This is a genomic window from Oceanibacterium hippocampi, assembly GCF_900172325.1.
In the GTDB taxonomy this organism is placed as follows: Bacteria; Pseudomonadota; Alphaproteobacteria; order Sneathiellales; family Sneathiellaceae; genus Oceanibacterium; species Oceanibacterium hippocampi.
Genome location: NZ_FWFR01000003.1, coordinates 540,373 through 565,349, shown reverse-complemented (window position 1 = coordinate 565,349; position 24,977 = coordinate 540,373). Strand labels below are relative to the sequence as shown.

At 68.0% G+C, this 24,977-nt stretch carries 24 protein-coding genes; 11 read left to right on the top strand and 13 right to left on the bottom strand.

Annotated features, from left to right (window positions below; genetic code table 11):
- Nucleotides 1-10 precede the first annotated feature (10 nt).
- A complete protein-coding gene (locus OCH7691_RS17970; protein WP_085884960.1) occupies nt 11-3,502 on the top strand; it encodes an indolepyruvate ferredoxin oxidoreductase family protein in 3,492 nt (1,163 codons plus the stop codon).
- Nucleotides 3,503-3,508: 6 nt separating this feature from the next.
- Here the strand turns inward: OCH7691_RS17970 and OCH7691_RS17965 are convergent, their stop codons facing one another.
- The gene (locus OCH7691_RS17965; protein WP_085884959.1) at nt 3,509-4,402 is read right to left on the bottom strand and encodes a DMT family transporter; all 894 of its coding nucleotides are present in this window, start codon (nt 4,400-4,402) and stop codon (nt 3,509-3,511) included.
- A 186-nt stretch (nt 4,403-4,588) separates the two neighbouring features.
- Here OCH7691_RS17965 and ettA point away from each other — a divergent pair, with 186 nt between their 5' ends.
- Nucleotides 4,589-6,262: an energy-dependent translational throttle protein EttA gene (ettA, locus tag OCH7691_RS17960; RefSeq protein WP_217808128.1), complete on the top strand. Its 1,674-nt coding sequence runs from the start codon at nt 4,589-4,591 to the stop codon at nt 6,260-6,262.
- An 8-nt stretch (nt 6,263-6,270) separates the two neighbouring features.
- Complete coding sequence (locus OCH7691_RS17955) at nt 6,271-6,819, top strand: STM3941 family protein (RefSeq protein WP_085884957.1); 549 nt, start codon at nt 6,271-6,273, stop codon at nt 6,817-6,819.
- Here OCH7691_RS17955 and OCH7691_RS17950 read toward each other — a convergent pair.
- From OCH7691_RS17950 to OCH7691_RS17940, 3 genes are read right to left on the bottom strand one after another with little or no spacing between them, the layout of a single operon-like run.
- Nucleotides 6,791-7,252 carry a MaoC family dehydratase gene (locus tag OCH7691_RS17950; RefSeq protein ID WP_085884956.1) on the bottom strand — a complete coding sequence of 154 codons (462 nt, stop codon included), beginning with the start codon at nt 7,250-7,252 and terminating at the stop codon, nt 6,791-6,793. The genes OCH7691_RS17955 and OCH7691_RS17950 overlap by 29 nt on opposite strands.
- Entirely contained in the window at nt 7,249-8,130 is an 882-nt protein-coding gene (locus tag OCH7691_RS17945; RefSeq protein WP_085884955.1) for a DMT family transporter, read from the bottom strand. Before OCH7691_RS17945 ends, OCH7691_RS17950 begins: the two co-directional genes overlap by 4 nt.
- Nucleotides 8,127-9,332 carry an MFS transporter gene (locus OCH7691_RS17940; RefSeq protein ID WP_176245148.1) on the bottom strand — a complete coding sequence of 402 codons (1,206 nt, stop codon included), beginning with the start codon at nt 9,330-9,332 and terminating at the stop codon, nt 8,127-8,129. The genes OCH7691_RS17945 and OCH7691_RS17940 overlap by 4 nt, the downstream gene beginning before the upstream one ends.
- A gap of 124 nt (nt 9,333-9,456) precedes the next feature.
- Here OCH7691_RS17940 and rfbC point away from each other — a divergent pair, with 124 nt between their 5' ends.
- The 6 genes from rfbC to OCH7691_RS17910 all read left to right on the top strand — a co-directional run bounded on the left by rfbC (nt 9,457) and on the right by OCH7691_RS17910 (nt 13,826).
- Nucleotides 9,457-10,023: a dTDP-4-dehydrorhamnose 3,5-epimerase gene (rfbC, locus tag OCH7691_RS17935; RefSeq protein ID WP_085884953.1), complete on the top strand. Its 567-nt coding sequence runs from the start codon at nt 9,457-9,459 to the stop codon at nt 10,021-10,023.
- On the top strand, nt 10,023-11,081 hold the full coding sequence (rfbB, locus tag OCH7691_RS17930) for a dTDP-glucose 4,6-dehydratase (RefSeq protein ID WP_085884952.1): 1,059 nt from the start codon (nt 10,023-10,025) through the stop codon (nt 11,079-11,081). Before rfbC ends, rfbB begins: the two co-directional genes overlap by 1 nt.
- Before the next feature lie 5 nt (nt 11,082-11,086).
- The gene (gene rfbD, locus OCH7691_RS17925) at nt 11,087-11,965 is read left to right on the top strand and encodes a dTDP-4-dehydrorhamnose reductase (protein ID WP_217808127.1); all 879 of its coding nucleotides are present in this window, start codon (nt 11,087-11,089) and stop codon (nt 11,963-11,965) included.
- Nucleotides 11,962-12,819, top strand: coding sequence for a glucose-1-phosphate thymidylyltransferase RfbA (gene rfbA, locus OCH7691_RS17920; protein WP_085884950.1), 858 nt, complete (start codon nt 11,962-11,964; stop codon nt 12,817-12,819). Before rfbD ends, rfbA begins: the two co-directional genes overlap by 4 nt.
- Nucleotides 12,820-12,836: 17 nt before the next feature.
- Entirely contained in the window at nt 12,837-13,280 is a 444-nt protein-coding gene (locus tag OCH7691_RS17915; protein ID WP_085884949.1) for an acyl-CoA thioesterase, read from the top strand.
- 129 nt (nt 13,281-13,409) lie between these two features.
- On the top strand, nt 13,410-13,826 hold the full coding sequence (locus OCH7691_RS17910; protein WP_176245146.1) for a DUF1465 family protein: 417 nt from the start codon (nt 13,410-13,412) through the stop codon (nt 13,824-13,826).
- 87 nt (nt 13,827-13,913) lie between these two features.
- Here OCH7691_RS17910 and rpmE read toward each other — a convergent pair whose 3' ends face one another.
- Entirely contained in the window at nt 13,914-14,135 is a 222-nt protein-coding gene (gene rpmE / locus OCH7691_RS17905) for a 50S ribosomal protein L31 (protein WP_085884947.1), read from the bottom strand.
- 193 nt (nt 14,136-14,328) lie between these two features.
- Here rpmE and OCH7691_RS17900 point away from each other — a divergent pair, with 193 nt between their 5' ends.
- Together OCH7691_RS17900 and OCH7691_RS17895 are read left to right on the top strand one after the other, a co-directional pair.
- Complete coding sequence (locus OCH7691_RS17900; protein WP_217808126.1) at nt 14,329-16,155, top strand: ABC transporter transmembrane domain-containing protein; 1,827 nt, start codon at nt 14,329-14,331, stop codon at nt 16,153-16,155.
- Between the two features lie 29 nt (nt 16,156-16,184).
- A complete protein-coding gene (locus OCH7691_RS17895; protein WP_085884946.1) occupies nt 16,185-17,255 on the top strand; it encodes an SMP-30/gluconolactonase/LRE family protein in 1,071 nt (356 codons plus the stop codon).
- Between the two features lie 30 nt (nt 17,256-17,285).
- Here the strand turns inward: OCH7691_RS17895 and OCH7691_RS17890 are convergent, their stop codons facing one another.
- The 8 genes from OCH7691_RS17890 to OCH7691_RS17855 form a co-directional block, all read right to left on the bottom strand.
- Nucleotides 17,286-18,902, bottom strand: a complete 1,617-nt coding sequence (locus OCH7691_RS17890) for a peptidoglycan -binding protein (RefSeq protein WP_085884945.1) — start codon at nt 18,900-18,902, stop codon at nt 17,286-17,288.
- 11 nt (nt 18,903-18,913) lie between these two features.
- On the bottom strand, nt 18,914-20,053 hold the full coding sequence (locus tag OCH7691_RS17885; protein ID WP_085885153.1) for a flagellar motor protein MotA: 1,140 nt from the start codon (nt 20,051-20,053) through the stop codon (nt 18,914-18,916).
- Nucleotides 20,054-20,097: 44 nt separating this feature from the next.
- The gene (locus tag OCH7691_RS17880; RefSeq protein WP_085884944.1) at nt 20,098-21,165 is read right to left on the bottom strand and encodes an OmpA family protein; all 1,068 of its coding nucleotides are present in this window, start codon (nt 21,163-21,165) and stop codon (nt 20,098-20,100) included.
- 113 nt (nt 21,166-21,278) lie between these two features.
- On the bottom strand, nt 21,279-22,079 hold the full coding sequence (locus tag OCH7691_RS17875; protein WP_085884943.1) for an inositol monophosphatase family protein: 801 nt from the start codon (nt 22,077-22,079) through the stop codon (nt 21,279-21,281).
- A 72-nt stretch (nt 22,080-22,151) separates the two neighbouring features.
- Nucleotides 22,152-22,715, bottom strand: a complete 564-nt coding sequence (gene efp / locus OCH7691_RS17870) for an elongation factor P (protein ID WP_085884942.1) — start codon at nt 22,713-22,715, stop codon at nt 22,152-22,154.
- A gap of 45 nt (nt 22,716-22,760) precedes the next feature.
- On the bottom strand, nt 22,761-23,429 hold the full coding sequence (gene thiE, locus OCH7691_RS17865) for a thiamine phosphate synthase (protein ID WP_085884941.1): 669 nt from the start codon (nt 23,427-23,429) through the stop codon (nt 22,761-22,763).
- 65 nt (nt 23,430-23,494) lie between these two features.
- Nucleotides 23,495-23,932, bottom strand: coding sequence for a hypothetical protein (locus OCH7691_RS23385; RefSeq protein ID WP_085884940.1), 438 nt, complete (start codon nt 23,930-23,932; stop codon nt 23,495-23,497).
- A gap of 11 nt (nt 23,933-23,943) precedes the next feature.
- Nucleotides 23,944-24,951 (bottom strand): class I fructose-bisphosphate aldolase, encoded by a 1,008-nt coding sequence (locus tag OCH7691_RS17855; protein WP_217808125.1) that lies wholly within the window; start codon nt 24,949-24,951, stop codon nt 23,944-23,946.
- Nucleotides 24,952-24,977 lie beyond the last annotated feature (26 nt).

Sequence of the window (24,977 nt, the reverse complement as noted above, 5' to 3'; positions counted from 1 at the left end):
AGTGGTAGCCATGGCCGTGGCCAGGATTTCGCTGGAGGACAAGTATGTCCTCGAAAGTGGGCGCATCTATGTGACCGGAACGCAGGCACTGGTCCGCCTGCCGATCATGCAGCGCCAGCGCGACGCGGCGGCGGGCCTCCGCACCGGCGGCTTCATCTCCGGCTATCGCGGCTCGCCGCTCGGCGGCTACGACCAGGCGCTCTGGCAGGCGGCACCTTTCCTCGGCAACAACGACATCCACTTCCAGCCCGGTGTGAACGAGGACCTCGCGGCGACCTCCGTCTGGGGCACCCAGCAGCTCAACCTGTTCGGCGGCAGCGACTATGACGGCGTCTTCGGCATCTGGTACGGCAAGGGCCCGGGCGTCGATCGGTCCGGCGACGCGCTGAAGCACGGCAACCTGGCCGGCACCGCGCCGAACGGCGGCGTGCTGGTGCTCGCCGGCGACGATCACACGGCGAAATCCTCGACCACGGCGCACCAGTCGGAGCAGGCGCTGATCGCCGCCATGATCCCGGTTCTGAACCCCTCGACGGTGCAGGAATATCTCGATTTCGGCCTGATCGGCTTCGCCATGAGCCGCTATTCCGGCTGCTGGGTCGCGATGAAGTGCCTCACCGACACGATCGAGAGCACGGCCTCGGTCGCGGTCGATCCGATGCGCCCCGAGATCGTCATTCCGACCGATGCGCCGATGCCGGACGACGGCGTGCATATCCGCTGGCCGGATTCCGCCCGCCCGCAGGAAGAGCGCCTGCTGCGCTACAAGCTGCCGGCGGTGCGCGCCTTCGCGAAGGCCAATCGCATCGACCGGGTCAGCCACGCGGCGCCGAAGCCGCGCTTCGGCATCGTCTCGACCGGCAAGGCCTGGCTCGACGTCTGCCAGGCGCTGCATGAACTCGGCCTCGACGAGGCGACCTGCGCGTCGCTCGGCATCACGGTCTACAAGGTCGGCATGCCCTGGCCGATGGAGCCCGAGGGCCTGCGCGCCTTTGCCGAGGGGCTCGAGGAAATCATCGTGGTCGAGGAGAAGCGCGCGGTCATGGAGGACCAGATCGCCCGGATCCTGTTCGACATGGAGCGCCGGCCGCGACTGGTCGGCAAGACCGCGCCGGACGGCAGCCCGCTGCTGTCCGAGGACGGCGACCTGTCGGCGCGCTCGGTCGGCCATGCGCTTGCCGCCCGCCTCGCCGCGCTCGACATCCCGACCGACATCCGGGACCAGCTGGCGCTCGCCGACCGGCGCGAGGACGGCAACCGGATGCCTGCCTCGACGCTCAACCGGGCGCCGTGGTTCTGCGCCGGCTGCCCGCACAACAGCTCGACCAAGGTGCCGGAGGGAAGCCGCGCCATGGCCGGCATCGGCTGCCACACCATGGCGGTCTACATGCCGAACCGGCGCACCGCGACCTATACCCACATGGGCGGCGAGGGCGCCAACTGGATCGGCCAGGCGCCGTTCGCGAAGGAAAAGCACGTCTTCCAGAATCTCGGCGACGGGACCTATTTCCATTCCGGCAAGATGGCGATCCGGGCAGCCGCCGCGTCCGGCGTGAACATCACCTACAAGATCCTCTTCAACGATGCCGTCGCCATGACCGGCGGACAGCGCCACGACGGCCAGCTCACCCCCTGGCAAATCTCGCGCCAGGTCCATGCCGAGGGCGTCAAGCGCATCGTCGTCGTCACCGACGAGCCGGAGAAATACGTCGCCGGCACCGACTGGGCGCCGGGCACAACGATCCGGCACCGCGATGAACTGGAGCAGGTTCAGCGCGAGTTGCGCGAGGTCGAGGGCGTCACCATCCTGATTTACGACCAGACCTGCGCCGCCGAGAAGCGCCGCCGGCGGAAGCGCGGCACCTTCCCGGACCCGGCCAAGCGGGCCTTCATCAACGAGGCGGTCTGCGAGGGCTGCGGCGATTGCGGCGTCGTCTCGAACTGCGTCGCGGTGCTGCCGCTGGAGACCGAGTTCGGCCGCAAGCGGCAGATCGACCAGTCGAACTGCAACAAGGACTTCTCCTGCGTGAAGGGCTTCTGCCCGAGCTTCGTGACGGTCGAGGGCGGCGCGCTGAAGAAGCCGGCCAGGCCCGAGCCCGCCGCCGCCACGGCGCAGACCGAGCCGGCCGCCGGCCTGCCGGAGCCGACGCCCGCGCCGATCGGCCAGAGCTTCAACATCCTGGTCACCGGCATCGGCGGGACCGGCGTTGTTACCGTCGGCGCGCTGCTCGGCATGGCGGCCCATATCGAGGGCAAGGGCGTCACCGTGCTCGACCAGACCGGTCTCGCCCAGAAGAACGGCGCCGTGACCAGTCATGTGCGGATCATGAGCGAGGGCGGCGCCGCCGGCTCGACGCGGATTCCGAGCCGCCAGGCCGACCTGGTGCTCGGCTGCGACATGGTGGTCGCCGCCGGGGCCGAGGCGCTGGCAACCTACGCGCCCGGACGGACGCGCGCGGTGATCAACCGCCACCTGGTGCCGGTCGCCTCGTTCGCGCTGCAGCCGGACATGAAGCTGGACGCGGCCGAGGTCGAGGCCCTGATCGCCGAGGCGGTCGGTGGCGAGCAGGCCGATTTCGTCAACGCGACACGGCTTGCGACAGCGCTGCTCGGCAATTCCATCGCCGCCAACCTTTTCCTTGTCGGCTTCGCCTTCCAGAGGGGCCTGATCCCGCTATCCGTCGCCGCCTTCGAGGAGGCGATCGCGCTCAACGGCGTCGCCGTCGAGGCCAACCGCAAGACCTTCGACTGGGGCCGGCGGGCGGCCGCCGACCTGGAGGCCGTCGAGAGCGCCGCGCGTCCGGCCCTGAAAGCGGTCGAGGCGCCGGCCTTCGCCGAGACGCTCGACGACATCGTCGCCCGCCGGCGGGACTTCCTCACCGGCTACCAGAATGCCCGGCTCGGCCGCCGCTACGCGGCACTGGTCGAGAAGGTGCGCGCCGCCGAGGCGGAGCGCACGCCCGGCAGGAACGGTCTCGCCGAGGCGGTTGCCAGGGGCTATCACAAGCTTCTCGCCTACAAGGACGAGTACGAGGTCGCCCGGCTCTATGCCTCGGGCGAGTTCGAGAAGCGCCTCGGCGCCACCTTCGAGGGCGACTACAAGCTGAAATTCCACCTTGCCCCGCCGCTGTTCGCCAAGCGCGATCCGCTGACCGGGCACCTGGTGAAGCAGGAATTCGGCCCCTCGATGATGCGTGCCTTCCGACTGCTCGCCCGCCTGCGCGGGTTGCGCGGAACCTTCCTCGACCCGTTCGGCCGGACCGACGAGCGCCGGGCCGAGCGCCGGGCGATCCGCGACTACGAGGCCCTCGTTGGCGAACTGGTCGGCGGCCTCGATGCCGGCAACCACGGCGCGGCGGTGGCGCTCGCCTCGTTGCCGCTGGAGATCCGCGGCTTCGGCCATGTCAAGGAAGCGGCGATCGCCAAAGCGGCGGAGAAGGAAGCGGCGCTGCGCGCCGCCTTCCGCGGCGAGACCGGTGAAGCCCGTGCGGCGGCGGAATAGCGCGCCCTAGGCAAGCCGCCTTGCCTGCCGCCGGCGCTGCTCGGACAGCAGCGGCAGGAAGACTGCGGTGACGATCACGGCAAGGCCGACGAACTCGAACCATTGCAGCTCCTCGCCGAGCAGCGCCCAGGCGATGGCGGCGCCGATCGGCGCGGTCAGCGGGATGAACAGGCTGATCCGTCCGACCGTCATGTGCCGGAGCGCGTAGTTGTAGAGCAGGAACGGCCCGGCGCTGCCGGCCAGCCCGGCATAGGCGAGCAGCATGTAGGCGGTATCGCCCTGCTGGTCGAGGGTGATGTCCGGGCGCTCGATGAAGACCATCACGCCGAGAATGAAGATCAGTGCCAGCGTGAGCTGGAAGGCGGTGATGACGAACGGATTGGACGTGCCGCCGGTCGCGACCCGCCGGGCGGCAAGCTGGTTCAGGCAGGCGCACAGCACGCCGGCGAGGCAGAGCAGGTCGCCCTCGATGCTGGCGGCCGGGCTTGACAGGCTGCCGCTCACCAGGATCAGGCTGCCGGCCAGCGCGATCAGCGAGGCGATGACCACGACCCGGCTCATCGGCTCGCCGAGGACCAGCCTGCCGAGCACCGGCTGGATGATCGGCATCATGCTCCAGAGGATGATGGCGTGCGTCGCCGTGGTCAGCGTCACGCCCCAGATCACCAGCACCGAGACCAGGCCGGGCTCGAGAAAGCCCATCAGCAGGATCCGTTTGTCGAGGCTGCGGATGTTGACCCGCTGCCGGGTGATCAGCACCAGCGACCAAATGACCAGGGCGCCGAGCGCGAAGCGGGTGCCGGCGACCTCGGTGACCGAGAGGGTGGCGACCAGCGCCTTGTTGGCGTTGAGCGACGAGGCCCAGAAGAAGACCGCCAGTATCATCGCCGCTGTCGGCATTCCGGACCCCGAATTCCCCGTTCGATCAGGCCGGCAGTCTAGGGGCGGCTGGGCGGTTGCGCCAGTCCGCGACCGGCATCGCTGCTATGCGCGCCCGGCCCCGCCGGAGCGCCATTGCGGCGCCGCTGTGCATTGGCTACAAAGGCCCCGCTCGTGTGTGTGTCTCCATCAACAATGAAGCAGGTCATGGCCGAATACATCTATTCGATGATCGGGTTGAACAAGGTTTATCCCGGTGGCAAGCAGGTCCTGAAGGACATCACGCTGCATTTCCTGCCCGGCGCCAAGATCGGCGTGCTCGGCCTGAATGGGGCCGGCAAGTCGACGCTGCTCCGGGTCATGGCGGGCGAGGTGACGGAATACAACGGCGAGGCCTTCGCCGCGCCGGGCGTCCGCGTCGGCTACCTGTCGCAGGAGCCGGAACTCGATCCCTCGCTCGACGTGTTCGGCAACGTCGTGCTCGGCGTGGGCAAGAAGAAGGCGATCCTCGACCGGTTCAACGAGGTCTCGGCCCGTTTCGGCGAGGAACTGACCGACGACGAGATGAACGAGCTGATCGCCGAGCAAGGCGAGTTGCAGGAGCAGATCGACAACCAGGATCTCTGGGATCTCGACCGCAAAGTGGAAATCGCCATGGACGCGCTCCGCTGCCCGCCCGGCGATGCCGAGGTCGCCAAGCTGTCGGGCGGCGAGAAGCGTCGGGTGGCGCTCTGCCGCCTGCTCCTCGAACAGCCGGACATGCTGCTGCTCGACGAACCGACCAACCATCTCGACGCGGAAAGCGTCGCCTGGCTCGAACGCTTCCTGCGCGACTACAAGGGCACGGTCGTGGCGGTCACCCATGACCGCTACTTCCTCGACAATGTTGCCGGCTGGATTCTCGAACTCGACCGCGGCCACGGCATTCCGTGGAAGGGCAATTACTCGTCCTGGCTGGACCAGAAGGAGAAGCGGCTCGAGGCGGAGGGACGCCAGGAAGACGCGCGGCGCCGGACCCTCAAGCGCGAGCTTGAATGGATCCAGCAGTCGCCGCGAGCCCGCCAGGCCAAGTCGAAGGCGCGCATCTCGGCTTACGAGGACCTGCTCTCCCAGGATGCGGAGAAGCGAGACGAACGGGCCCAGATCGTCATTCCGGCCGGGCAGCGGCTCGGCGACCTGGTGATCGAGGCCGAGCATCTGAGCAAGGGGTTCGGCGAGCGGCTGCTGATCGACGATCTCAACTTCCGCCTGCCGCCCGGCGGCATCGTCGGCGTGATCGGCCCGAACGGCGCCGGCAAGACGACGCTGTTCCGCATGCTGACCGGTGACGAGACGCCCGACGCCGGCAGCCTCAAGATCGGCCCGACGGTGCAGATCGGCCATGTCGACCAGTCGCGCGAGACGCTCGATCCGAAGAAGACCGTCTGGGAGGAGATCTCCGAGGGCAACGAGGTCATCCTGCTGGGCAAGCGCGAAGTGCCGAGCCGGGCCTATGTCTCGGACTTCAACTTCAAGGGCGCGGACCAGCAGAAGCGCGTCGGCCAGCTTTCCGGTGGCGAGCGGAACCGGGTCAACCTGGCCAAGCTGCTGAAATCCGGCGCCAACGTGCTGCTGCTCGACGAACCGACCAACGATCTGGACGTCGATACCCTGCGCGCGCTCGAGGAGGCCCTGCTCGACTTTGCCGGCTGCGCCGTGGTGATCAGCCATGACCGCTGGTTCCTCGACCGGATCGCGACCCATATCCTGTCCTTCGAGGGCGACAGCCACGTCGAATGGTTCGAGGGCAACTTCCAGGACTACGAGGAAGACAAGCGTCGCCGGCTGGGCGCCGAGGCGACCGAGCCTCATCGCATCCGCTACAAGCCGATCAGCCGCTGAGGACGCGCATGGCCGAGGCCTCCAGCGACCGGCACGGCGACGACGGCGAGGCGTTGTTCCGCTATCGCCGCGGCCGGATGCTGTTCGTCACGGCGGGCGCCCTTGTCTTCGCCGGGGTCGGGGTGGTGCTGCTGGTCGGCCAGCCGGTCGAGGCCAGCCAGCCGATCGCGGCGCGCCTGATCGGTGCCGCGCTCGCGGCGCTGTTCGGCGCCGTGGCGCTGAAGGGGATCGGCGAGCTTCGCGATCAACGTCCGGTCGTCCGGATCGGTCCGGAGGGGATCTCCGACCGCCGCCTCGGGCCGGCGACGATTCCCTGGGCGGCGATCGACGGCATCGATCTGCATCACGTCAAGCGGGACGCCTTCATCGGTCTCGATGTCGAGCAGCCGGAGCGCTTCCTCGTCGAGCCGGGCTTCATCGACCGGATGTTCTATCGCGCGAACGCCCGGCGCGGGCAGTCACGGATCAACATCGCGCTCAACCCGCTCGACGCCCGCGCGGACGAGTTCGCGGCCGCCATTCAGCGGTTCAGCCCGCCGAGTCCGGACGACGCCTGAGCATATGCATGCAGTCGACGGTCATGATGACCGCCTGATGCTGGTTCCAGGTCTCGTGCAGCATGCGGACGATGCCGCGGTCCGGCTTCGAGACGCTGGGTTTCAGTTCGGTCACCGTTGCCGTCACACGGATGGTGTCGCCGGGTCGCAGCGGGCGCAGCCAGCGTGTCGCGTCGAGGCCGGGCGAACCGAGATTGGCCTCCTCGACCCAGCCCTGGCGCAGGAACAGGCTGAAGGAAAGCGACAGCGTCTGGAAGCCGGAGGCGATCAGCCCGCCGAACGGGCCATCGGCGGCGCGCGCGGCGTCGAGATGGAAGTATTGCGGATCGTATTTCAGGGCGAAGCCGAGGATCTCCGCCTCCGTCACCGTCATGGCGACCGTCTCGAAGCGGTCGCCGAGGGTGAAATCCTCGAAATAGCGGCTTTTCGTCATCCGCGCCTCGCCAATGCGACGCCGACCAGCGTGATCGCCGCACCGCCGAGTTGCACCAGGGTCAGGTGCTCGTCGAGCAGATAGATCCCGCCGAGCACGCCGAAAACCGGAACCAGGTACATGTAGGGGATTGCCCGGGCAACGCCGAGCCGGCCGATGCCGGCGAGCCACCAGACGAAGCCGAAGGTGCCTCCGATGACGGCGGTGATGAAATAGGCCCCGTAAATCTCCGCGTCGAGATCCGCGTAGGGAACGGCGACGATCTCGCCAAATCCCGGTATGAGCAGCAGCGTCGATCCGATGATCATCGCAACCGCGGTCGGTTTGAGCGGGCCGTGGCGGGCGATCAGCGGCACCGAAATCATGTTGTAGAGCGCCCAGCAAAGCGCCGCGACGAGGAATATCAGGTCGCCGATCAGCGAGCCGCCGGAAAGCCCTTCCGCCGCAGCCGCGCCGGTGATCAGCAGGTAGGTGCCGAGAAACGAGATGCCGACGCCGAGCCAGGCAAGCGGCTTGGGGCTCTTTCCGATGATCGCCGACATCAGCAGCGCGAAGACGGGCGAGGTCGAGATCAGGATCGAGGCCTTCGCCGAGGTCGTCATCGTCAGGCCGACCGCCCAGATCCCGGTGAAGAAGAAATAGCCCATGATTCCGAGGCCGATGGTCGTCAGGAGATCCTTGCGGGGCAGGCGGATCGGTCCCTCCCGGAGTCGAGACCAGAGCGCCAGGAGCAGCCCGGCGATCAGGAAACGGCTCGAGCTGTAGCCGAGCGGCCCCATCTCGGCGAGCACGATCTTGCCGAGAGGGAAGCTCACGCCCCAGACGACAGTGGTCACGAACAGCAGGAAATCGCCGGGGTCGACCTTGAGTTTCTTCATTGTGCCCCGCCCGTGAGGCGATGGCGCTCGACCCAGCGGATGCCGAAGGCGATGGCGATGCCGGCGATGGCGGCGGCGAGCAGGATCGGCGTCGCATCCTGCCAGTCGCCGTGAACCGCGATGGAGGCGGCGACCAGCGGCGGGCCGACCAGGACGCCGAGGTTCGAACCCTGCACGATAATGCCGTTGACGATGCCGATCTCGCCCGGGCTCGGGCTGTGTGCCGGGGCGCCGGCCAGCGCCGATGAGGGCAGCAACCCGGCGACCAGCGAGAAGCAGATCGCGAGTGCTATCTTGGCGAGATCGGGCACGCCGGCGGCGAAGATCCCGAGGCCGAAGATCGCCATCGAGGCCTGCGCGGTCGCCATCAACAGCCAGCGCGGCGCACCCCGATGGAGTAGCCAGCCGCCGAACATGTTGCCCGGCGCATTGGCGAAGACGACGAGCCCGGCGATGGTGACCGCGGCCGCGGCGCTGTAGCCGAGCGCCTCGGTCAGGAAGGTCGGGAGCCACGCCATCACCGCGAACCACTGCACGGTATAGGTGGCGAAGCAGGCTGCGAGCAGCCACGGGCCGGGCAGGGCGAGCGCCCGGCGCATGCCGGCCCAGGAGCGTTGGCCGGCGATCGCATGGACGTCGAGCCGTTGACGGAAGGCAACGAAGAAGGCGGCCAGTACAAGCGTCAACAGGCCGTTGGCGATCCAGATTCCGCGCCAGCCGATCAGCGAGAGCAGCGGCGCGCTCGCCACCAGCATGATCGCGAAGCCGGTCGGCATGTAGGTGCTCCAGAGACCGAGCGCGAGGCGGAGGTCGCCGGTCGCCGTCGCGCCGGCGATGATCGAGGGCGCGGCGATCACCGTGGCGACGAAACCGAGCCCCTCGACGAAACGGCACGCCAGCAGCACGGCGCCATCGGCGGCAAACGCCCCGGCCAGACCGCCGGCCGCCATCAGGATCAGACCGGCGGTGATCATGCGGACATGGCCCGCGCGATCGGTGACGATCCCCGTCGCGACGCCGAGCGCGGCGCTGTTGGCGTTGAAGATCGAGGCGATCAGGCCTGCGACGACCAGCGAAACGCCGAGTTCCGGGCGAATCTGGGGGAGTGCCGCGGCAACCTTGCCGACCTGCATCGAGGCGACGATGCCGGCGCCGACGGCGAGGACGACGGTGGGCCAGTGAGTCTGGGTTCGGAAAGTCACGGAGCAACCGGATAAGCGACGCGGGCCAGCGGCCCCGGGAACGTGGCCACTATAGGCGGGCCGTCCGGTCGCCGCCAGTGTCGCGACTTGTTGGTGATCGGTAGTCTGGATATGCTCGCGGGCGATGCGTATCGCCGACACCGCCATTCCCGGGATCAAGATCCTGACGCCCCAGCGGCACGAGGACGAGCGCGGCTATTTCGCCGAGGTCTGGCGCCAGGACCGGTTCGCCGAGGCCGGCATTCCCGGACCCTTCGTGCAGGACAATCATGCGCTCAGCCGACGCGCCGGCACGGTGCGCGGCCTGCATTACCAGTTGCCGCCGCGCGCCCAGGGAAAACTGGTCCGGGTCGTGCGCGGCCGGGTCTACGATGTTGCCGTCGATGTCCGACGGGGCTCGCCCGATTTCGGCCGCCACGTGGCCGCGACGCTCGACGCCGCGGAGGGAAACCAGCTCTGGATCCCGCCCGGTTTCGCGCATGGCTATTGCACGCTCGAGGATGATTGCGAGTTGCTCTACAAGGTGACCGACTTCTACAGCCCCGACGACGAGGCCGGGATTCTCTGGAACGACGCGGCGCTCGCCATCGACTGGCCGGTCGGCGCGGCCTGGGCCGAGATCTCCGGCCGTGACCGGGCATTGCCGCCACTGGCCGAACAGACGCGACTATTCGAACCGGGCCCGACCTGATGACGGCATTCGTTACCGGCGGGGCCGGCTTCATCGGCTCGGCGCTGGTCCGTTCCTTGATCGACGATGGGGCCGGACGGGTGGTCACCATCGACAGCCTGACCTATGCGGGCAACCCGGCCAACCTGGCAGCGGTCGAGGGCAACCCGCGCCATCGGCTGGCGGTCGCCGACATCACCGACAGCGCAGCGATGGCCGCGCTGTTCGCCGAGGAACGGCCATCCGTGGTCTATCACCTGGCGGCGGAGAGCCATGTGGACCGCTCGATCGACGGCCCGGCGGTCTTCGTCCGGACGAATGTCGTCGGCACGGAGGTGCTTCTGGAGGCGGCCCTCGAATACTGGCGGGCGCTCGACTTTGCCGCGGCGGCACGGTTCCGCTTCCTGCAGGTCTCGACCGACGAGGTGTTCGGCTCGCTCGGTCCCGACGGGACCTTCACGGAGGACAGCCCGAGCGATCCCTCGTCGCCCTATGCCGCCAGCAAGGCGGCGGGCGATCATCTGGCCCGCGCCTTCCACCGGACCTACGGGCTGCCGGTGCTGGTCAGCAACGGCTCGAACACCTACGGCCCCTACCAGTTTCCCGAGAAGCTCATTCCCCTGATGATCCTGCGCGGCGCCGCCGGAAGGCCCCTGCCGGTCTATGGCGACGGCGCCAACGTGCGGGACTGGATCCATGTCGACGATCATGCGGCCGCCCTGCGGCGGATCGCCGAAGCGGGGGAGCCGGGCCGGCGCTACCTGGTCGGCAGCCGGACCGAACGAAGCAACCGCGACATTGTCGGGGCGATCTGCCGGCTGCTCGACGCGCGTCTGCCGGCCGGGGCGCCGCACGAGAAGCTGATCGAGTTCGTCGCCGACCGGCCGGGCCACGACCGCCGCTATGCGCTGGCGCCCGACGCGCTGGAACGCGAGCTCGGCTGGCGGCCCCGCCACGATCTCGCGACGGGGCTCGCCGCCACCGTCGATTGGTACCTCGATCGGGACGAATGGATTGCCGGCGCCCAGCGGCGCTACCGGCAGGAGCGGCTCGGTCTCGCGCAGCGGGCCTCCTCGTGACGCTGATGGTGCTGGGGGCGGGCGGACAGGTCGGCCGGGCGACGGTCCGTGCCGCCGCTGCAGCCGGCGTGCCCTGCCGGGCCTTCGACCGGCGGACGCTCGACATCACCGATGCCGACCGGCTGACGGCCGCGGTCGCCCGGCTGAAGCCCGCGGCGATCGTCAACGCTGCCGCCGATGCGGACGTCGACGGGGCCGAGGCGGATCCCGGACGCGCCTTCGCGGTGAATCGGGACGGAGCGGCGAATGTCGCCCGCGCGGCCGCCGCCGGGAATGCACTCCTGCTGCACCTCTCGACCGATTACGTGTTCGACGGCGTCGAGGCCGGGCCCTATGTCGAGGGCGACCCGGTCGCCCCGGTCAATCGCTACGGCGAAAGCAAGGCGGCCGGAGAGGCGGCAGTCGCGACAATCGCGCGGCGTCACCTGATCGTGCGCAGTTCCTGGCTTTTCGGTCCCGGCGAGGGCAATTTCCTGTCCGCGATGCTGAGCCTGCGCTGGCGCGGGGAGATCGGCGTCGTCGATGATCAGACCGGCGGGCCGACGCCGGCCGCCGCGCTCGGCGAGGTGCTGGTCGCGATGGCCCGGCAGGCGGCGGCGGCTGACTTCGCCGATTTCGGCATCTATCATTTCTCCGGCGCGCCGGACGTTACCTGGTGCGGTTTCGCGCGCGAGATCTTCCGCCATGTCGCCGGCCCCCGGATCCGTCCGATCGGCAGCGCGGAATGGCCCTCGGCGGCGGCCCGGCCGGCCAATTCGCGGCTCGACTGCTCGCATATCCGGGAGGTCTTTGGTATCGTCCGTCCCGACTGGCGGGTGGCCCTTGCGGCGCTCCTCGCGCAGCAGGCGATCGGCGGCGGGGCAGGGGCGGACAACGGCGCATGAAGGGCATCATTCTGGCCGGCGGGACCGGCACCCGGATGCATCCGATGACCCGCGTGGTCAGCAAGCAGCTCCTGCCGGTCTACGACAAGCCGCTGATCTATTACCCGCTGGCGACGCTCATGGCGGCCGGGATCCGCGAGATCCTGGTGATCTCGACGCCGGGCGACCGGCCGCTTTTCGAGGCGCTGCTCGGCGATGGCGGGCAATGGGGGCTCACGCTCCGCTACGACGTCCAGCCGGCGCCGGAAGGGATCGCGCAGGCCTTCCTGATTGCCGAGGACTTCATCGCTGACGAGCCGGTCGCCCTCGTGCTCGGCGACAATGTCTTTCATGGTCCGGATTTTTCCGTCGCCGATTTTACCGGCAAGGGCGCCCGCATCTTCGCCTACTGGGTCGCCGACCCGGAGCGATACGGCGTCGTCGATTTCGCCGCCGACGGCAGCGTGCGGGGGATCGTCGAGAAGGCGAAGAAACCGCCGTCGAACTATGCGGTCACCGGGCTCTATTTCTACGATTCATCGGTCGTCGGGATCGCCCGCGGCCTGAAGCCTTCGGCCCGCGGGGAACTCGAGATCACCGACGTCAACAACGCCTACCTGGCGGAGCGCGGGCTGACGGTCGAGATCCTCGGGCGCGGCGTCGCCTGGCTCGATACGGGAACGCCGGAAAGCCTGCTGCGGGCGGCCGAGTTCATCGAGACCGTCGAGGTTCGCCAGGGTCTCAAGATCGCCTGCCCGGAAGAAATCGCCTGGCGCCTCGGCTATGTCGATGACGCGGCGCTTGCCACACTGGCACGCGCGATGGCGAACTCCGCCTATGGCCGCTATCTGGAAGGTCTGCTGCACCGCCCGTGATTGTCCCAGGGGGAAAAATGTCGAGGTCCGACTACCGCTTCTCGTTTCCGCTTCGCGTCCGCTATTCCGAGATCGACGGCCAGGGCGTGGTCTTCAATGCCCACTACCTGACCTATTACGATACCGCGATCACCGAGTATCTCCGGGCGCTCGGCTTTTCCTACCAGACGATGCCGGAGGAGACGGGAACGGATTTCCACCTCGTCCGCTCGCTTGTCGAGTACAAGGCACCGATCCGCTTCGATGACGAAATCGACTGCTGCTGCCGGACCGGGCGGATCGGCCGCTCGTCGATCCAGTTCCTGCTCGGCGTCTATCCGAAGGGCGGCGAGACGCTGCTGGCCACGGGAGAGATCGTCTGGGTGAACACCGACCAGACGACCCGCAAGACGGTGCCGGTGCCGGCCGGACTGGTGCGCCGGATCGAGGCGTTCGAGCAACGGGCGTTGCAGGATGGCTGAGCGATAACGAAACATGCGCCGACAGTTCGCCCTCACCAATTCTTAGCATCTTGGATCTAGGGTCGGTCATCCCGATTTGTAGCGGGAGGGATCGATCATCCCGCCCGGCGGGGCGGACAGAGGTGTGTGGTGCAAGGCTCAGTATTTTTCACGAAGACCTATGACGAAGCGGTCAGCCTGGTCGAGGATGCGCGCGAGTATTTCGAAGGCCCCGGCGCTGGCTTCACGGCTACGCTAGAACCGGTCGACAGCCTGGCCTACAGCGCCGAGACGTTGAAGCTGACCACGCTTCTGACCGAGGCGATGGCCTGGCTGACGATACTTCGGGCCCGGCACGAGGGCACGCTCGACGCGGAATTCCTGTTCACCGAGGAATACCGGCTGGGCAACGACGAGACGTGTCTTGCCGAGCCCCTGATCGACCATGAGAAGCTGCCGCGCCAGATGCGCGAGCTGCTGCGTCGGAGCGAGTTGCTCTATCGCCGGCTTGCCCGTCTCGACGCGATGATCCGTGAAGAGGCCGATCTCTATACGATGCCCGGCTAGTCCGCGCGCGGCACAGCATCCGGCCAACAAAAAAGGCGCCCGTACGGGCGCCTTTTTCCGATCCGCCGAAGCGGACGGGTGCAGCGATTACTTGAGGCCGAAACTGGCGAAACGCTTGTTGAACTTCGCGACCTGACCAGCGTCGCGGACGCGCTGCGACCCGCCGGTCCATGCCGGGTGGCTCTTGCTGTCGATATCCAGCTTCAGAACGTCGCCCTCCTTGCCCCACGTCGACCGCGTCTTGTAGGTCGTGCCGTCGGTCATCTCGACGACGATCTCGTGATAGTCGGGGTGAATGTCCTTCTTCATCTCGCATCTCCTAGTCGGCGAGCCGGTCTTATAGTCATTTGCCGGTCGCGGCGCAAGTCGGGAATCGCCAGCGCGGGCCTGACCTTCCGGCGGCGCCCCTCGGCCTTGTTGTGGATCGGGCCGCCTGTTATACCCGGCTCTCGCGCAAACGCGTCGAGCAGGGTGTCATTGTAGGCGAGACGGGTCGATCGGGGTGAGCGAGAAAAACAGCAACGCCGGGGCGGGCGCGACGGACGAACGGCCGAAAAGCCGCGACCTGGCGAAGCTGCGCCGACTCATGATTTTCGCCTTGCCCTATCGCGGGGTGATCGCCGGCGCCGGCGTGGCGCTGGTAGTCGCGGCAGGGGCGACGCTCGCCATTCCGCAGGCGCTTCGCCGGGTGATCGACCACGGGTTTTCCGGCGACGACGGCGGATTCGTCGACCTCTATTTCCTCGCCTTGCTCGGTGTCGCGCTGATTCTGGCCGCGGCGACGGTCGCCCGCTTCTACCTTGTCACCTGGCTTGGCGAACGGGTCATCGCCGATATCCGCAAGGCGGTGTTCGACCATATCGTCACGCTGAACCCGGCATTTTTCGAGACGACCCGGACCGGCGAGGTGCTTTCCCGCCTGACCACCGACACGACGGTGATCCAGACGGTGGTCGGCTCGTCGATCTCGATCGCGCTCCGCAACATCCTGCTGCTGATCGGCGGGCTGGCAATGATGGTGGTGACGAGCCCGAAGCTTGCCGGCACTGTCTGCCTGGTGGTCCCTTTCGTCGTCGTCCCGATCGTCTTTTTCGGCCGCCGGGTCCGTCGCCTGAGCCGCGACAGCCAGGACCGGGTCGCCGACCTGAGCGCGCGAGCCGGCGAGGTACTGGGCGCCATCCAGACGGTCCAGGCATTCACCCACGAGCGATTCGAACAAAGCCGTTTCGGCGGAACCGTCGAGGCGGCCTTCGAGGCGGCGCTGCTGCGGATCCGTGCCCGCTCTTGGCTGACCGGGATCGTCATCAGCCTGATCTTCGGATCCGTCGTGCTGGTTCTCTGGATCGGCGCGCGTGCGGTGGTCGCGGGCGAGATGTCGGGAGGCGTGCTGAGTGCCTTCGTGCTCTACGCGGTCTTCGTCGCCGGCGCGGTCGGCGCGCTGAGCGAGGTCTGGGGCGAGTTGCAACGCGCGGCGGGCGCCGCAGAACGGCTGCTCGAACTGCTCGCGGCCGAGCCGGACATTCGCGCGCCGGAGGTGCCGGCCGCGCTGCCCAGTCCGACCGCCGGCCGGATCGTCTTCGACAACGTCACCTTTCACTATCCGACACGCCCGGACGTCGCCGCGCTGAACGGCTTCTCTCTGACCGTCGAGCCCGGCGAGACGGTTGCCCTGGTCGGCCCGTCGGGCGCCGGCAAGACGACGGTGTTCCAGACCCTGCTCCGCTTCTACGATCCGCAGTCGGGGCGGATCACGCTCGACGACGTGCCGATCGACGAGACGGAACCGGAAGCGCTGCGGCAGGTCTTCGGACTGGTGCCGCAGGAGCCGGTGATGTTCGCCGCGACGGCGCTGGAGAACATTCGCTACGGGCGGCCCGAGGCCGACGACCGGGCCGTGCGCGCGGCCGCCGATGCGGCTGCCGCGGCGGATTTCATCGACGCCATGCCGGAGGGGTTCCAGAGCGAGCTCGGCGAGCGCGGCGTGCGCCTGTCCGGCGGCCAGAAGCAGCGCGTGGCGATCGCCAGGGCGGTTCTGCGGAATCCCTCGGTCCTGCTGCTCGACGAGGCGACCTCGGCGCTCGACGCGGAAAGCGAGAGGCTGGTGCAGGGCGCCCTCGACCGGCTCCGCGAGGGCCGCACGACGCTCGTCATCGCCCACCGGCTGGCGACCGTGCTCAAGGCCGACCGGATCGCGGTGATTGAGAATGGTCGCGTTGTCGCGCTCGGCAGGCATGACGAGCTGATGCGCGGCGGCGGCCTCTATGCCCGGCTGGCCAAGCTGCAGTTCGAGAACGGCATGGCGGGACTGTCCGGGGAGGCCGCGCAATGATCCGGCCCCGTCGCTGAAGGAGGCGGGGCTTGATCCGCTCGCTGTTCGTCATTTGCGTCACCCTGATCGCTCTGGCGGTCGGCTTCGTGATCTACACCTTCTGGTCGGCCGGCCAGTTCCGCACCATCGAACCGCATTTCGCCGGTGTCTGCCGGGCGGTCCAGGGCATAACCGGGGCCGAGGATATCGTCATCGCGCCGGGCGGCGAGGTCGCGATCATTTCCGGTGACGATCGCCGCGCGCAGATGCGCGGCGAGGCGATCAAGGGCGGTCTCTATCTCTATGCCCTCGACCAGCCGAATGCCGAGCCGATACGGCTGGACGACGGGCTCGGCGACGACTTCCATCCGCATGGCATCGACCTCTGGGTCGGACCCGACGGCAAGGCCCGGCTGTTCGTGGTCAACCATCCCGAGGCCGGCGCCGAAGGCACCGGTTATCGCCATACGGTCGAGCTGTTTGCCTTCGAGGACCGGAAGCTTCGCCATCTGAAGACGATCACCGGGCCGTCCCTGATCAGCCCCAACGACATTGCCGCAACCGGGCCGGAGAGCTTCTACGCGACCAACGACCATGGCAACCCAATGGGGCTGCTGCGGCTGGCGGAGGAGTATCTGCAGCTGCCCCTGTCGAACGTCGTGCGTTATGACCACGGCACCTTCCGGATCGTCGCAGACGACCTTGCCTACGCGAACGGCATCGCGCTGTCGAAGGACGGGGCAGAGGTTTACGTGGCGGCCACCGTCGGGCGCAAGATCAACGTCTACCGGCGCCTTGCCGATGGCGGCCTGCGGCCCGCCCGCGAATATGACGCTGGCACCGGCGTCGACAATATCAGCGTCGATTCGGACGGTGCGCTCTGGGTCGCCGGTCATCCGCAGTTGCTGAGCTTCGTCGGCCATTCCTTCAACGGCAACAAGCTGTCGCCGAGCGAGATCCTGGAACTGAAGAAGGGGGCAAGCGGCGCCTTCGTCAGGGACCAGGTCTTCCTCGATGCCGGCGACCGGCTTTCCGGCGCCTCGGTCGCGGTCCGCGACGGGACGCGGCTGCTGGTCGGCGCGGTCTTCGAAACGCGGTTCCTCGACTGTCGTCTGCCCTGAGCGGGCGGTTCGGCCCGGTCGGATGTCGCCCTAGCGTTCGGTAAGCTTGAGCTCGATCCGCCGGTTGCGGCGGAAGGCGATCTCGTCCGATCCGGAATCGAGCGGCTGGAACTGGCCGAATCCGGTGGCCGCGAGGCGGCGCGCCGGCACGCCCTGTGCGACCAGGAACTTGACTACCGAGACGGCGCGCGCGGTCGACAGTTCCCAGTTGGAGGGGAATTGCGCCGTCGAGATCGGCAAGGCGTCGGTATGGCCATCGACACGCAGGATCCAGTCGATATCCGGCGGAATGTCGGCGGCGATCTCGAGCAGGGTTTCGGCGAAGCGCTGCATCTGGTCCTGGCCCAGTTCGCCGAGCACCGCGCTGCCCTGGGCGAACAGGATCTCGGACTGGAAGACGAAACGGTCGCCGACCACGGTAATGCCGGGGCGATTCTGCAGAACGGCGCGCAGGCGGCCGAAGAATTCGGAACGGTAGCGCTGCAGTTCCTGGACCTTCTGGGCGAGCGCCTGGTTGAGCCGCTTGCCGAGGTCGGCAATCTGGACCTTCTGGTCCTTGTCGCGCGCCTCGGCCGCGTCGAGGGCCTCCTGCAGGCTGGCGAGTTGCCCGCGCAAGGCCGCGATCTGGACGTTCAGTGCGGTCACCTGCGCGTTCGCCGCGGCGCTCGCCTTCTCCTCGCGGTTCAGCGATTCCTCGGTCTGGAAATAAAGCGCCTGCAGTTCCGAAAGCTCGACCTTCCGGTCGGCGATCTCCTTCTGCGCGAGCTGTGTCCGCTCCTGCTCGTCCGCGAGCTTCGCCTCGAGCTCCTTCGAGCGGTCGCGAAGCGCCCCGAGATCGTTCTCCCTGTCGGCGAGGCTGGCCCGCAGCTCGGCCAGCAGCGCCTTGCGCTTCTCCGCGTCGTCGAGGAGTTCGGCGATGTCCGCTTCCTGCTTGCCGGCCTTCTCCTGCTCTGCCAGCAGGGCGGCGGCGAGATCCTCGATCCGGGCCTCGCGCCTCGCCAGGGTTTCGCTGAGCGCGGCGCGGGCCTTCTCGCTCTCGCTGTATTGCCGATCGAGATCCGCGACCTTCTCCTGCGCCGCCTTGAGCGTGGCGAGCAGGTCGGCGAGATCGCTTTCGAGCCTGGCCCGGGTTTCCTTGAGCGTCGCGATGTCGCGGCGCAGGCTCTCCGCCTCGGAGAGGTAGACGCGGATCGTCTCCTTGTCGGCCTCGGCGGCATTCTCCGCGGCGGCGATCTTCTCTTCCAGTTCCTTCCGGTCGGCGTCGGCCCGCTGCAATTGCAGGACAAGCCTGTCGCGTTCGCTCTCCGCCACCTCGACGCGCTGGCTCAGCTCGTCGAGCCGGATGATCAGCGAATCGCGTTCCCGGTTGGATGTCTGGAGCGAGGCCGACAGTTCGGCGACATTGCCGCGCAGTTCCGAATTGGCGCGTCGTTCGAGCGCCAGCAGATCGGCAAGCTCGTCAACCTGCTGGCTGAGCCGGGCGAGCGCCTCGTCACGGCCGGACAGCGCCTGCGACAGGAAGAACTGCGCCAGGACGAAGACGACGAGCAGGAAGATGATGACGAGCAGGAGCGAGGACAGCGCATCGACGAAGCCCGGCCAGATCTCGCTCGAACTGTGCGAATTGCGGGCGCGCTTCCGAGCCATCGGCGGGCCCCTCAGCCGCGCCGGTCGTCCTCGGCGATCGCGGCGATGGTGCGGGCGAGGAGCTTGATCTCGCTCCGCACTTCCTGCACCAACTGCTCACGGCCGGCCGCGGATTCTTCCAGGATGCGCATCACGTAGACGTCGAGATTGCGGATATGGTTGCGCGAGGCCTGATCGAGGCCCATCTCGTCCAGGCTGCTGTTCAGCCGTTGCAGGACCGGCCGGAGCTCCATCTGGTTCTCCGCCAGTTTCACCATCAGCTCCTGCTCGCTCCGCATCTGGTCGGTCAGGGTCGTCAGCCGCTCGATCAGCCGGTACATGCCGGCCTGGGCGGAGCCGCGCCCCTCCTCGGAACGCGACAGCGTGCGCTGCAGGTTGTCGAGACTGTCGGCAGTCTGTTCCAGCAGGGCCTGGACGTAAGCGGGGACCGACTGGTCGCCGTCGCCCATGGCCGAGCCGGACGAGAACTTGGTGACCGAGGTCAGCCATTCCTCGAGGTCGCGATAGAAGCGGTTCTGCGCCTGGTTGGCCTGCAGGTCGAGGAAGCCGAGGACGAGTGAGCCGGCGAGGCCGAACAATGACGAGGAAAAGGCCGTGCCCATGCCGTCGAGCGGCCCCTCGAGACCGGTCTTCAGGTCGTCGAAGATAGTCGTGAAATCGCCGCTCGCGACGCTGAGCGCGTTGATCGCGGCGCCGACCGAGCCGATCGTGATGAGCAGGCCGTAAAAGGTTCCGAGCAGCCCGAGAAAGATCAGCAGGTTGATCATGTAACGGGAGATCTCGTGCCCCTCGTCGAGCCGCAGGCTGATCGAATCGAGCAGCGAACTGAGCGACAGGGTCGATAGCCGGAGTGGCTTGCTGCGGTCACCGAGGATCTTGGCGATCGGGGCAAGCAGGATCGGCGGCCGCTGTACCGAGAGCGACGGATCGTTCCGCCGCATGCTTTCCATCCAGCGCACTTCCGGGCCGAGGATGAGGACCTGGCGGAAGGTGTAGAGGCAGCCGATCAGGGCGACGCCGATGATGATCCCGTTGAGCCAGGGATTGCTCATGAACGCCATCTGGATCGGCCCGGCAAGAACCCCGGCGACGATCAGCACCGCGGCGACGAACAGCGACATCCGGACGATATAGCGCCTCGGCCGCGTCATCTCGGACGCGGCGCTGCGGCGGCCTTCTCCCTGCGCTTCCGCCCTCATTGCTGCAACATCACGATATCGACGCGGTCGGCATCGCCGCCGTCGTCGGCATCGCCGAGGGCGCGGACGTCGATCCGGGTCGAGCGGACGCCGCCGTCGATCATGTAGGCGCGGACCGCGAGCGCGCGGCTGAGCGAGACCCGGCGGGCGGAATTCGCGCCCTCGCCGGTGTCGGCGGCGAAGGCCTTGAGCTGGACACGCTGGTCGTTGTCCTTGAGCGCGCCGACGACACCATCCAGTGCGGCACGGGCGTCAGAGCCGAGTTCGACCGCGTCGCCCGCGAAGGCAATCGTGACCGCCTCGCCGATCGGCGCCGCTGGCCGCGCGCTGGCGATTGCGGCGGAGCCGGGATCGGCTTTCGCCAAGGTGGCCGGGGCGGTCTCGGGCCTGGCCGGTGCCGGGGCCGGTTCGGGGGCGGACGGCGCCGTAACGACGGGGGCCGGTGTCGGCGCCGGCGGGGCAGTGGGCGTGGGCGCCGTTCCGGTGCCGGTCGCGGGAGCGGACATCCCGGTGGCGGGCTTCGGGGCCGGCGGCTTCGGCGCGACGGTCGCATTCTCGCTGGGCTTGGCGGGTATCTTCGGCGCCGGGGGAACCGGAACCGCCGGACGGGCGGTTGCTACCGTGCCGGTGGGTGTTGCCGTCGGGGTCGTCTTCGCCGTTGCGACAGGTGCCGGGGCGGGCGCCGGTGTCGTCGCGACCATCGGGCGTTGCGCCGGTACGGGCGGCCTCAGCGTGCCAACGGCGGCCGGTGACGGCGCCGTACCCGGGATCGCGACCGGGTTGCCGGCGACGCCGGCGGGCGGACGCAGCGTGATCCCGCCGGCGGGATCGTTGATCGGTCCGACACCCGAGCCGCCGGGCAGGCCCGGGCCACGGCCCAGCGATCCTGAGTGTTCGACGGCGTCGAGATTCACCTCGACGGACGGCTGTCCGCTGCCGCCGATGACCACGGTGTCCTGGGCCGATGCCCGCTCGACCGCCACGGCGGACAAAACCCCGAGCGAAAGAACCGAATATCCGGCGATTCGGAGTATGCCGATTGCGTTGCCAAGCCGTGTCGCCACGCCGGCGAACCTCGCTGTATCAGGGTTTACGAACCAGATGGTTTTTCGGCGCTCACAATAACCAACGGGTGGAACGCGAACAAGCCCGCGGGCGCGCGCCCCAGGCCCGCGGGTCACGACTTCCGTGCTTCCCGGAGCAGGCGGGCGACGGAATCGTAGAGTTCGGAATTGGCGGCGAGGATGTCGCCCTTTTCCATCATCTTCTCGCCGCCGTCGAGCTGGCTCACCATGCCGCCCGCCTCGCGTACCAGGATGATGCCGGCGGCGATGTCCCAAGGGGACAGGCCGCGCTCCCAGAATGCCTCGTAGCGTCCGGCCGCGACATAGGCGAGGTCGAGCGCGGCGGAGCCGAAGCGGCGAATGCCGGCGACCTTGTCCATGACGTGGTTCAGTTCGGCGGAAAAGCGGTCATGACCGTCGCGGCCGAGAAAGGGGATGCCTGTGGCGAGCAGGGCCTCCGGCAGCTTGGCGCGGGCCGAAACCCGCAGCCGGCGGCCGTTCATGAAGGCGCCTTGGCCCTTTTCGGCGAAGAACAGTTCGTCCCGCGTCGGCTCGAGGATCAGGCCGGCGACGATCTCGCCCCGGACCTCGACACCGATCGAGATCGCGAAATGGGGGATGCCGTGCAGGAAGTTGGTCGTGCCGTCGAGGGGATCGACGATCCAGTAGCTCTGGCCGTCCGGCGCCGCGACGTCCTCGCCTTCCTCGCCGCGGAAGCCGAACGACGGGCGCGCCTTACCGAGCTCGCGGCGCAGCGTCTCCTCGGCCCGGAGATCGGCGGCGCTCACGAAATCGGCCGGCCCCTTCCGGGAGACCTGGAGATGTTCGACCTCGTTAAAGTCGCGAAGCAGGGCGCGCGACGCACGGCGCGCCGCCGCTTCCATGACATTGATGAGGGCGGACTTTCTGTTCATGACCTGGCTCCGTCCGTTTGCACGGGCGGCCTTGCGGGTTACGGCTGCGCTGATCGATCCGGTCGGGCCGGGTCAGTCGGTACGCTTCACATAGGTTGATTCGGCCGTCGAGACGACGACCTTCTCGCCGGACGAAATGAACGGCGGGACCATCAGCCGCATGCCGTTGCTCATGGTTGCCGGTTTGTAGGACGACGAGGCGGTCTGGCCCTTCACGGTCGGCTCGGTCTCGACGACCTCGAGGGTCACGTGCTCCGGCAGGACCACGGCGAGCGGCGACTCCTCGTGGAACTCGATCGTTACTTCCATGCCGTCCTGCAGGAAGATCGCCTGGTCGCCAACAAGCTCGCGGTTGATCTCGACCTGCTCGTAATTCTCGTTGTTCATGAAGGTGAGCAGGCCGTCATTGTCGAACAGGAACTGGTACGGCTTCTGTTCCAGGCGAACGCGTTCGACGGTTTCCGCCGACCGGAAGCGTTCGTTGAGTTTCGAGCCGTCGCGCAGATTCTTCAGTTCGACCTGAAGATAGGCGCCGCCCTTGCCGGGCTGGGTATGCTGGATTCGCACCGCGACCCAAAGGCCGCCCTTGTGCTCCACCACGTTCCCCGGGCGGATGGCGTTACCGCTGATTTTCATGATCTGAACTGCATTGTTGGGATGGTTCGCAAACGCGCGCGGAACCTAGCAGCTTGATCCGGCGCGATCAATCGCCTCGTTCAATGCCGCGACCGCCGCCGCCGGCCCTTCCGGGGCGGACCAGATGCCGGCCGAAACGCAGATGAAATCGGCGCCCGCGGCGACCAGCGGGGCGGCATTCGCGGCGTTGATGCCGCCGATCGCGACACAGGGAATCTCCATCAGGCCGGACCACCATTCCAGTATCTCCGGTTCGGCGCGGTCCTTCGGCGTCTTGGTCGCGGTGTCGTAGAAGGCACCGAAAGCGACATAGTCCGCGCCGGCATCCGCCGCCGTCATGGCGAGATGGCGGGAGGCATGGCAGGTCACGCCGACGATCGCCTCCGGTCCCATCAGGGCCCGGGCCTGGCGATAGGGCATATCGTCCTGCCCCACGTGGCAGCCGTCGGCGCCCATTTCATGCGCCAGGTCGGGCCGGTCGTTGACCAGGAAAGCGACGTCGCGCGCGATGGCGATGGGCATCAGGGTCTCGCAGGCGCGACGGACGTCGTCGTCCGGCGCGTCCTTCAGGCGGAGCTGCATGCAGGCGACATCGCCGCCGTCGAGCGCGCGGGCAAGATCGTCGCCGAACCGGTCGAGCGAGATTGCCGGCGGCGTCAACAGATAGACGCGGCAGCGCGGCTGCGTGTCGTTCTTGCCCTTGTCGTTGCTCATGCTGGGGTCGTCATCCTCGAAAGTGGCCGCGCGCCGGGGCGGGCGGTCCGGATTGTTCCATGATCTCAGGCCGGCGTCGCGGCAAAGCGGCGGACCAGTCTTTCCTCGTCGAGCGCGCCGGCCGCCGCCGACCAGGCCGCGGGCCGGCAGGTCGCGATCGACGTGGCGTCGCCGCGCGCGGCGGCAAGGTTCCGCAGCCGCCGCAACTGGCCGTCCGGTCCGCTGAATACGATGTCCGTGGCGTCGTTGGCAATGAGCGCGTGCGCCAATGCGGCATCGTCGCCGCAATCGATCAGCAGGCGCGCCCGGGCCCCGGGATGCGTCCTGCTGGCCTCGGCGAAGATCTCCTGGAACGGCAGCGCGCCGACCATAGCGGTGGCGTTCTTCGGCGTCACCAGGAGGACCGGGCGGTCGGCCCGGAGGCCGGCAGCGAGGATCGTCCGGGCCTCGTCTAGATCGTGGAAGACGACGGCGCACCCCGGTGGGGCAGGCGCCGTCGTCATCGCCTTCGGCTTCAGGCGGCCTCGCTTTCCATCTTCGCGCTGTAACGGCCGTCGCGGGCGGCGGAAACAAGCCGCGCACGATGGGCGAAGGCACGCTGGCCGGCGCCGACATTCCCCGGCTTGCCGCCCCAGGCCATCAGGGCGCCATGCTGCAGCGCCCGGCCGTAGGAATAGCTCACTTCCCATGGCAGGTTGCCGATCCGGTTGATGGCGTCGAGATTGGCCGTCGCGTCCTCGTCCGACTGCCCGCCCGACAGGAAGACGATGCCGGGCACCGCCGCTGGAACGGTATTGCGGAAGCAGCGGACGGTCTTCTCGGCGATCTCGGCGGCGCTCGCCTGGGTCGGGCACTTCTTCCCGGAAATCACCATGTTCGGCTTCAGCAGCATCTCTTCCAGAACGACGCGCTGGGTATCGAGGGCCGCGAAGACGGTCCTGAGCGCGGCACTCGTGACCTCGTAGCAGCGGTCGATGTCGTGGTCGCCGTCCATCAGCACTTCCGGCTCGACGATCGGCACGATGTCCGCTTCCTGGCAGAGCGCCGCGTAGCGGGCCAGCGCATGGGCGTTGACGTCGAGGCAATAGTTACTCGGCTGGTCGGCGGCGATGTCGATGACCGCCCGCCATTTCGCGAAGCGGGCGCCGATCTTGCGGTACTCGGCCAGCCTTTCGCGCAACCCGTCCAGGCCTTCGGTGACCTTCTCGTCCGGGGAACCGGCAAGCGGCTTCGCGCCCATGTCGACCTTGATGCCCGGGATGACGCCGGCCTTGTTCAGGAGGTCGACGAACGGCGTGCCGTCCTTCGCTTTCTGGCGGATCGTCTCGTCGTAGAGGATCACGCCGCTGATATAGTCGGCGAAGCCGTCGGCGGTGAACAGAAGCTCCCGCCAGTCGCGGCGATTCTCCTCGGTCGAGGGCATGCCGATCAGTGTCAGGCGCTTGGCGATCGTGCCCGTGCTTTCGTCGGCGGCCAGGATGCCCTTGCTCTTCGCGACCAACGCCTGCGCGATGCTAGCCATGTCGTGCGACGCCATATTTCTCATCT

Coding starts and splice junctions, on each gene's coding strand:
- OCH7691_RS17970 (WP_085884960.1), top strand. CDS start 11: ATGGCCGTGGCCAGGATTTCGCTGGAGGACAAGTATGTCCTCGAAAGT.
- OCH7691_RS17965 (WP_085884959.1), bottom strand. CDS start 4,402: ATGCCGACAGCGGCGATGATACTGGCGGTCTTCTTCTGGGCCTCGTCG.
- ettA (WP_217808128.1), top strand. CDS start 4,589: ATGGCCGAATACATCTATTCGATGATCGGGTTGAACAAGGTTTATCCC.
- OCH7691_RS17955 (WP_085884957.1), top strand. CDS start 6,271: ATGGCCGAGGCCTCCAGCGACCGGCACGGCGACGACGGCGAGGCGTTG.
- OCH7691_RS17950 (WP_085884956.1), bottom strand. CDS start 7,252: ATGACGAAAAGCCGCTATTTCGAGGATTTCACCCTCGGCGACCGCTTC.
- OCH7691_RS17945 (WP_085884955.1), bottom strand. CDS start 8,130: ATGAAGAAACTCAAGGTCGACCCCGGCGATTTCCTGCTGTTCGTGACC.
- rfbC (WP_085884953.1), top strand. CDS start 9,457: ATGCGTATCGCCGACACCGCCATTCCCGGGATCAAGATCCTGACGCCC.
- rfbB (WP_085884952.1), top strand. CDS start 10,023: ATGACGGCATTCGTTACCGGCGGGGCCGGCTTCATCGGCTCGGCGCTG.
- rfbD (WP_217808127.1), top strand. CDS start 11,087: ATGGTGCTGGGGGCGGGCGGACAGGTCGGCCGGGCGACGGTCCGTGCC.
- rfbA (WP_085884950.1), top strand. CDS start 11,962: ATGAAGGGCATCATTCTGGCCGGCGGGACCGGCACCCGGATGCATCCG.
- OCH7691_RS17915 (WP_085884949.1), top strand. CDS start 12,837: ATGTCGAGGTCCGACTACCGCTTCTCGTTTCCGCTTCGCGTCCGCTAT.
- rpmE (WP_085884947.1), bottom strand. CDS start 14,135: ATGAAGAAGGACATTCACCCCGACTATCACGAGATCGTCGTCGAGATG.
- OCH7691_RS17890 (WP_085884945.1), bottom strand. CDS start 18,902: ATGGCTCGGAAGCGCGCCCGCAATTCGCACAGTTCGAGCGAGATCTGG.
- OCH7691_RS17885 (WP_085885153.1), bottom strand. CDS start 20,053: ATGACGCGGCCGAGGCGCTATATCGTCCGGATGTCGCTGTTCGTCGCC.
- OCH7691_RS17875 (WP_085884943.1), bottom strand. CDS start 22,079: ATGAACAGAAAGTCCGCCCTCATCAATGTCATGGAAGCGGCGGCGCGC.
- efp (WP_085884942.1), bottom strand. CDS start 22,715: ATGAAAATCAGCGGTAACGCCATCCGCCCGGGGAACGTGGTGGAGCAC.
- thiE (WP_085884941.1), bottom strand. CDS start 23,429: ATGAGCAACGACAAGGGCAAGAACGACACGCAGCCGCGCTGCCGCGTC.
- OCH7691_RS23385 (WP_085884940.1), bottom strand. CDS start 23,932: ATGACGACGGCGCCTGCCCCACCGGGGTGCGCCGTCGTCTTCCACGAT.
- OCH7691_RS17855 (WP_217808125.1), bottom strand. CDS start 24,951: ATGGCTAGCATCGCGCAGGCGTTGGTCGCGAAGAGCAAGGGCATCCTG.